Genomic DNA, 6,328 nt, shown 5'->3' with positions numbered 1-6,328 from the left:
TGTACAAAATAGCACAGCCTGTTGAACGTAAAGTAAGCCTTATCAGACTTTAATTGCCTTACTAATTTTGCCATGATTGGAAAAGTCCGGTTAGTATCAGTCATTTTTCTATTCCTACTGGTAATGCCTTTGGGATATGCACAGAGAACAGCATGGTTTGCAGATGGATATCATGGAGGGATTTACGGCCATTTCCCTTTATGGAATACCAGATTCATGATCGACCAGCTCAAAAAACATTCCGAATGGAAGATAAACCTTGAAATTGAGCCTGAAACATGGGATAGTGTAAAGATACATGATCCCGAAGGTTATCAGTTGTTTTGCGATTACTTTGCCGGAGAAGGGAAAAACGGTCGGATCGAATTTGTCAATCCTAATTATGCGCAACCGTATTGTTACAACATTTCCGGAGAAAGTATTATCCGGCAGTTTACTTATGGGATGGCGAAAGTAAAAGAACATTTTCCTGATGCGGTTTTTACTACTTATTCCTGTGAAGAACCTTGTTTTACCAGTTCCCTTCCTGCCATCCTGAAAGGATTCGGCTTCAAATACGGCGTATTGAGAAATCCCAATACCTGCTGGGGTGGATATACATCTGCTTTCGGAAAAGAACTGGTGAATTGGACCGGACCGGACGGGACCACCATATTGTCGGTTCCGCGTTATGCCTGTGAAGGATTGGTGGAAAACTCCACCTGGCAAACTGCTTCATGGACCAATTCCAATGACTTTATTGCGGCATGTTTCGCTGACGGTATAGAATATCCTGTCGGTATGTGTTTCCAGGATGCCGGCTGGAAAGGAGGACCCTGGGGAAGCCAGTATCAACCGACCGTTTATACCTTATGGACAGATTATATAGAAAGAGTCAAAAATAAGGTGGACCCGGACAACTGGTTGTTTACGTTAGAAGATGTGAAGCCGGGACTTGTGTGGGGTGCACCTGTATTACAAAAGTTGGCGCAGGAAATAAGAACCAGCGAAAACCTGTTGGTAACGGCAGAAAAAATGGCTTCGTTGGATTTTCTCATGACCGGGCAACCCTGGCAGGAAGAAGAATTTGCAGAAGCTTGGCGGACGCTGATGTTATCACAGCATCACGATTGCTGGATCGTTCCTTATAACCGGCTGAAATCCGGAAAAACATGGGCCGAACAGGTTTCTGTATGGACTGGTTTGACTGACCGGATGGCTGAAAAACAAATCGACCGGATTTTTGACCGGCTTCCGGTAGGTGACAGGAAATCCTGTATTGTTGTATTTAATACGCTCGGTACTTCCCGTAATGAAAGAGTTGCTGTCAAATTGCATCCTGATACGGATCCTTTACAATTGCGTATTTTAAATTTAGCCGGTGAAGAGGTCGGATCCCAGATCACAAAAGAAGGTGATGCATTTTGGCTGCATTTCGATGCCACTGTTCCCGGAGCCGGTTTCACAACTTATTATATCGGGAATCAGAAAAAGAAAGAAAAACCGATAAAAGCAAGTTTTTTGAAAGATGGTACCCTGAAAATCGATAATGACTACCATACGCTCATTATCGATCCCCGGAGAGGAGGTGCTATTTCAAGTTGGGTCGTAAAGAAAATGGGTAAGCTTCAAATGGTTGAAGACGGTGAATTATTGAATGATCTTCGGGGTTATTTATACCATGAAGGAAAATTTTATGATGGATCTGACAACGAAGCAAAAGTAACGGTTGTTGAAAACGGGGATCTGTTTGTACGGATAAAAGTAGAAAATCAATTTGCCGGAAATACGTATCACCAATATATCACCGTTTCCAATACACCCCGTATCGATTTCGAACTTGAAATCAAATGGGATCAGGCTCCCGGAATAGGTGCTTATGATCATGAAAATAACTACCGTAATGAAGATTATGCCAAGGCTTTTTATAATGATGCATATAAATTGCATTTGCGGTTCCCATTCAAGAATATGGGAAGCCGTTTGTTTAAAAACGCACCGTTTGATGTTTGTGAAAGCCGGTTGGATAATACGGTATACTCTTCATGGGACAGCATTAAACATAATGTCATCCTTAATTGGGTGGATGTTACAGATGCTTCGAAAAAGAACGGGGTAGCTCTCTTTTGCGATCATACGACCAGCTATCTGCATACTGATGATCTGGCATTGGGATTGACGGTGCAATATATAGGTAAAGCTTTATGGGGAAGAAATTATATCACACACGGTCCGACGAGAATAAAATATGCATTGTTACCTCATGCAGGCGACTGGATAGGAGCTGATATCCAGGCTGAAAGTAATTATTGGAACGAGCCTTTGGTTGCGCGGATGGTGGATGCTCCTCCAGCTGAACAACAAAGGTCATTGCTTGAATTTCAGGACAAAGGGCTTGAAGTAAGCTCAATAATTGTGAAGGGGCAGGATGTATATGTGCGGTTTTTCAATATATCCGGAAGAAAAAACCATCAAATAAGTTGGAATTGTAGTGCGGAAAGAATAGAATTGGTAAATTTGAACGGAAATATTACCGGTTCATTAACACATGACAAGAAGAACACAAAAATACAAACCGATATATTTATCCCACAATTCGGATTTCAGACGGTTAAATTAACAAAGGCAAAAATGAATTGATCAAATAGAAACTATAACATATTTTAATACACACATGACAAACGTTAAAGATTTAGAAAGGTATTCGTCAGCTTATACCTTATCCGATATGGAGATATTTATTTTCCCCGAATTATTTTATTCGTTGGTACTGGCCAATATTATGTCTCCTGAGATATGGAAATGGCGTGATGATCCCTGGTTTTCCAATATTGAGAAAAAATCTTTCACTTATAAGATCAACAGGGTGAAACAATATATCATGGACCGGTTTGTGTTCAACCTCGACCTGGACACATGGGGACTCACCAATAAGGAAAAGGAAATGGCCCGCTTCAGTCAATTTGTGGATTCCGAAAGCCTTAGTCAAAGCAATGCTCTTTTCGGCTATGAAGGCGATAAATACTATTTTGATATCGATATACGGCGTCATTTCGGACTGGATAAATACAATAGCGATATTATTCCTTACTGGAAAACAGAAACCGTAGAGGCCATGATGGCATTCCGCCATAAAGAAGGTTACCAGGTAGGTGCCGGCGAATGTGTTTCATTATCATCCCTGTATGCGGCTGCTATGTTCATCGTAGGGCGTATTCCGCTGGAGAAGATATTCCTGATTGCTACGCCGTTACATTCGCAAAATTTTATAGCTGAACGTGACGGGATCTTCACGAATAACCGCCGTATTGTTACCAAGACCATGTGGTATAACGGAACGGAATTATCTGCAAAAGCACGCAGGGCAATTGAAAATGAAAAGATCACGATTGTCTCCCATCTCACCGGATATGTCCATACATTATATAATAAAGCTACCATCGATCCTGAGATATATAAAAGCTTTGAAAAGAGTCTGAAAGAATTTCTGACTACCGAATTTAATTTCGAAGTATTTACAAATTTCTTAAGGACAAAAGGGGAGTTCTGGGATTGTTTTCAGTACAGACATATCCGCAATAATAAAGAGTGTTATATCGAATTACGTACCATTTTCAGTTATGAACATTCCAGCAAGAATAAATTCACCGGAGATAGCCGTAAGGCTTTGTTTGAAGAGATCGATGCACGCGACTTTTATTTTACTCCTAAAGATCAGAAGATCGTCATCAACGATTTTGAAGAATTCCTCAATAAAAACAATCAATTAAGTTTTGATGAAAAGAAAGATTATTTTATCGACCATATTCTTCCGGAGGAATGCTCACGTATGAAGAATATGTTTGAAGAAATACGTCATTTCATCCATATAGAACCCCGTCTGCCCGGCGAAGATAAGGAGTACGTTGAAATGCCTTTATTGAAGCTGACTACTGAACAATCACGTGAGGAGATCATCGATTATCTCAATAAGATGACTCCGGAAAATGAATTTGCAGCATTGGCCCGTTATGCTTACCGAAAAATGGATGGAATCAGTTGGATACCATTCGTAAAAGCCGTACTTGAAAGAAATCCTGTTTGTCTGGAGGGATTAAAGGGCAAAACCATTGAAGAGGCGTACCATATACTGGAAACGATGCCGGGTGAATCCATCTATAGTGAAGACCGGCTGGCACAACCTGATGAAGTCTGGAACTTCGGGTTGGGAGACGGAATAGAAAAGGCTTTTGTGCTGGTGGCGTATATCAGATCTACCATGCCGGATACGGATTTTACCGTTGAAATCGACAGGGGAAAGGCTACAGTTGAACTGGACGGTAATACTTATTCTTTCCACACCAACAAGACACTGGAGAAAAGGATCGGGATATCAAAAGAAGGCATTAGGGAATAATTGAAAATGAAAAATTGAAAATTGAAAATGAAAAATGCAGTAAGTAGGGCCTTTTATGTAATTTTATTTATTTATTGATAACAAAAACGTGATATTAAATTATCAATTACTCGCTGACATTCATAAGACTGGCTATCGCCTAAGTTTTCAATTATCAATTATCAATCATCGATTATATAATATTTCTGTTTAATTTCAGCTGCAGGAAGAATTCATCCTCCCAACCTCTTGCAGTTTTAAGCCATTCTTTTTTAGTTCCGGTAATAACAAATCCGGCTTTTCCGAACAGTTGGATACTGGCCTCATTACTCGCCGATATATTACAATAGATCTGATGCATGAATAATACATCCCGGCAATATTCAATCATTAATTGTATGGCATCAAAAGCAAACCCCTGCCTGCGGTCTTCTTCCGAAGCAATCAGTATGCCCAGTCCGGCACGCTGATGGATCGGATCAAAATCGAACAAATCGATGGTACCTATTGTCCGGATATTTGTATTGTCGTTGTAATCGATCATCATCCTTAACTGCTGATGGGCATGTATATTGCTCGGGTCGGACTCGATATACCGTTGTAACTGGAATTTAGAAAATGGAACCAGCGTATTGCTTACTTTCCATACATTCCGTTCATTTTCCCATAAATAGAGGAGTGTTAGATCTTCGGGTTCTACTGCTCTTAAGGATACCATCTTATAATTGATAATTGTTTATTGTTTATTGAAGTAGTCAAAAAGTCGGAATGTTCATAAAGTCAGAAAGTAGGTTCGGGTGACTTTTTCCGGCATTCCTTTCATTCTGTCTTTTTTATTCTTCATTCTTCATTCTTCATTCTTTTTGTTTATAAAGTTTGAAAGTCGGAACATTTATAAAGTATGAAAGTTTGGATATCCTACATTACTATTTTACTTTACAACTTTATGAACTTTTTTGCTTTTTAACTTTCTCCATTACTCGCTGATGCTCATGAGACCAGCTATCGCCTAAGTTCCCAATTACTCGCTTTGTTATTCGCTATCGCTCATGAGAACGCTCCGCTTAGTTCGCTCGTGAGATCGCTGGCGCTAAGTTTTCCATTGACTCCGCCGAGCTACAGGTTCTCCATTCTCAATTCTCAATTTTCCATTCTCCATTGTTTTACGTAAAATTACGTTCTTTCTTGATTAATTCGTAAGCCTCATTTAGTTTCTGGAATTTTTCATTGGCTGCTTTTTTTACGTCTTCACCAAGATAAGCTACTTTATCCGGATGGTATTTCACGGCCATGGAACGGTATGCCTTTTTAATTTCCGGTATGGTGGCATTCCTGTCGACTTCCAGGACAGCATATGCAGCATCCAGTGTGCCTTTTGAAAACATGGAACCGATGGATTGCTCGTCTTTAATATTGACTCCCAGATTTACGGAAATGATATCGAGTAGGCGTTGTTCAGCAGGTGTTACCGGACCGTCGATATTGGCCAGGTTGAATAAAAAATGAACCAGCTGCAGACGGGAAGAATAGTCAAGGTGACGACGTATCTGTCCACAGACCTCTTCCACGGGAATATTTTGTTTCAACAATTCCTTAAGCATACCTAAAGCCTCAACCGATTCTTTTTCGCCGAAATTCTGTCTCAGAAATTGTTTTACATAATCCAGTTCTGATTTCAGCACTTTCCCATCGGCTTTCATGATGGCAGCAATCAGTACCAGCAGGCTTACGGCAAAATCCCCCATAGTAGTCTTTCCGTCCGGTTTTCCGATAATATTGACATCCAGACTATCAAAAAGTGATCCGGCCATAAAACCTAATATTCCACCGATAGGTCCGCCAAAGGCCCAACCTAATCCGCCACCTATCCATTTAGCAAACTTTCCCATTTATTATCAGACTATATAATATATTTTACAGACAAATGTATATAAAAATGATGAACGTTCCTCCATGGAATATTGATTAAAATGA

General features: G+C 40.2%; 4 protein-coding genes. 2 read left to right on the top strand and 2 right to left on the bottom strand.

The features are described 5' to 3' along the window. Positions 1-72: 72 nt before the first annotated feature. Together LBQ60_01735 and LBQ60_01730 are read left to right on the top strand one after the other, a co-directional pair. Entirely contained in the window at positions 73-2,619 is a 2,547-nt protein-coding gene (locus LBQ60_01735) for a hypothetical protein (protein MDR2036625.1), read from the top strand. A 34-nt stretch (positions 2,620-2,653) separates the two neighbouring features. Continuing rightward, positions 2,654-4,375, top strand: coding sequence for a hypothetical protein (locus LBQ60_01730; GenBank protein MDR2036624.1), 1,722 nt, complete (start codon positions 2,654-2,656; stop codon positions 4,373-4,375). A gap of 172 nt (positions 4,376-4,547) precedes the next feature. Here LBQ60_01730 and LBQ60_01725 read toward each other — a convergent pair whose 3' ends face one another. Next, positions 4,548-5,072, bottom strand: coding sequence for a GNAT family N-acetyltransferase (locus LBQ60_01725; protein MDR2036623.1), 525 nt, complete (start codon positions 5,070-5,072; stop codon positions 4,548-4,550). 445 nt (positions 5,073-5,517) lie between these two features. Further along, entirely contained in the window at positions 5,518-6,243 is a 726-nt protein-coding gene (locus tag LBQ60_01720; GenBank protein MDR2036622.1) for a TerB family tellurite resistance protein, read from the bottom strand. Positions 6,244-6,328 lie beyond the last annotated feature (85 nt).

This window comes from Bacteroidales bacterium (assembly GCA_031275285.1).
Taxonomy (GTDB): Bacteria; Bacteroidota; Bacteroidia; order Bacteroidales; family UBA4181; genus JAIRLS01.
Note: the sequence above shows the minus strand (reverse complement) of the source record. Positions and strands in the feature narration are given on the sequence as shown.

Excerpts from the sequence above, each read along its gene's own strand:
- LBQ60_01735 (MDR2036625.1), top strand. The coding sequence starts at position 73 with ATGATTGGAAAAGTCCGGTTAGTATCAGTCATTTTTCTATTCCTACTG.
- LBQ60_01730 (MDR2036624.1), top strand. The coding sequence starts at position 2,654 with ATGACAAACGTTAAAGATTTAGAAAGGTATTCGTCAGCTTATACCTTA.
- LBQ60_01720 (MDR2036622.1), bottom strand. The coding sequence starts at position 6,243 with ATGGGAAAGTTTGCTAAATGGATAGGTGGCGGATTAGGTTGGGCCTTT.
- LBQ60_01725 (MDR2036623.1), bottom strand. The coding sequence starts at position 5,072 with ATGGTATCCTTAAGAGCAGTAGAACCCGAAGATCTAACACTCCTCTAT.